This window comes from Psychrobacter sp. UBA2514, from assembly GCF_002341255.1.
GTDB classification, from domain to species: Bacteria; Pseudomonadota; Gammaproteobacteria; order Pseudomonadales; family Moraxellaceae; genus Psychrobacter; species Psychrobacter pacificensis.
Window position 1 is genome coordinate 8767 of the sequence record NZ_DDNS01000011.1, and the last position, 233, is coordinate 8999.

General features: G+C 49.8%; 1 pseudogene. It reads right to left on the minus strand.

The features are described from left to right. Positions 1–233, minus strand: a pseudogene (locus tag B3V51_RS04085) (lipoyl synthase); the annotation flags it as partial.

Below are 233 nucleotides of genomic sequence, written 5' to 3' on the forward strand. Positions count from 1 at the left end.
CCGACATCACAGAACGGACAGCGGCGAGTACAGATATCACCCATAATCATAAAGGTGGCGGTGCCGTCACCAAAGCACTGCGCAAGATTCGGGCAAGCGGCTTCTTCACAAACAGTATAGAGCTTTTGTTCGCGTAGTTTGGCTTTGATACGCGCCACCTCGGCAGGTGAGGACATTTTTACTCGAATCCAATCCGGCTTTTTCTTCGCTTCGACTGTCGGGATTACTTTAAT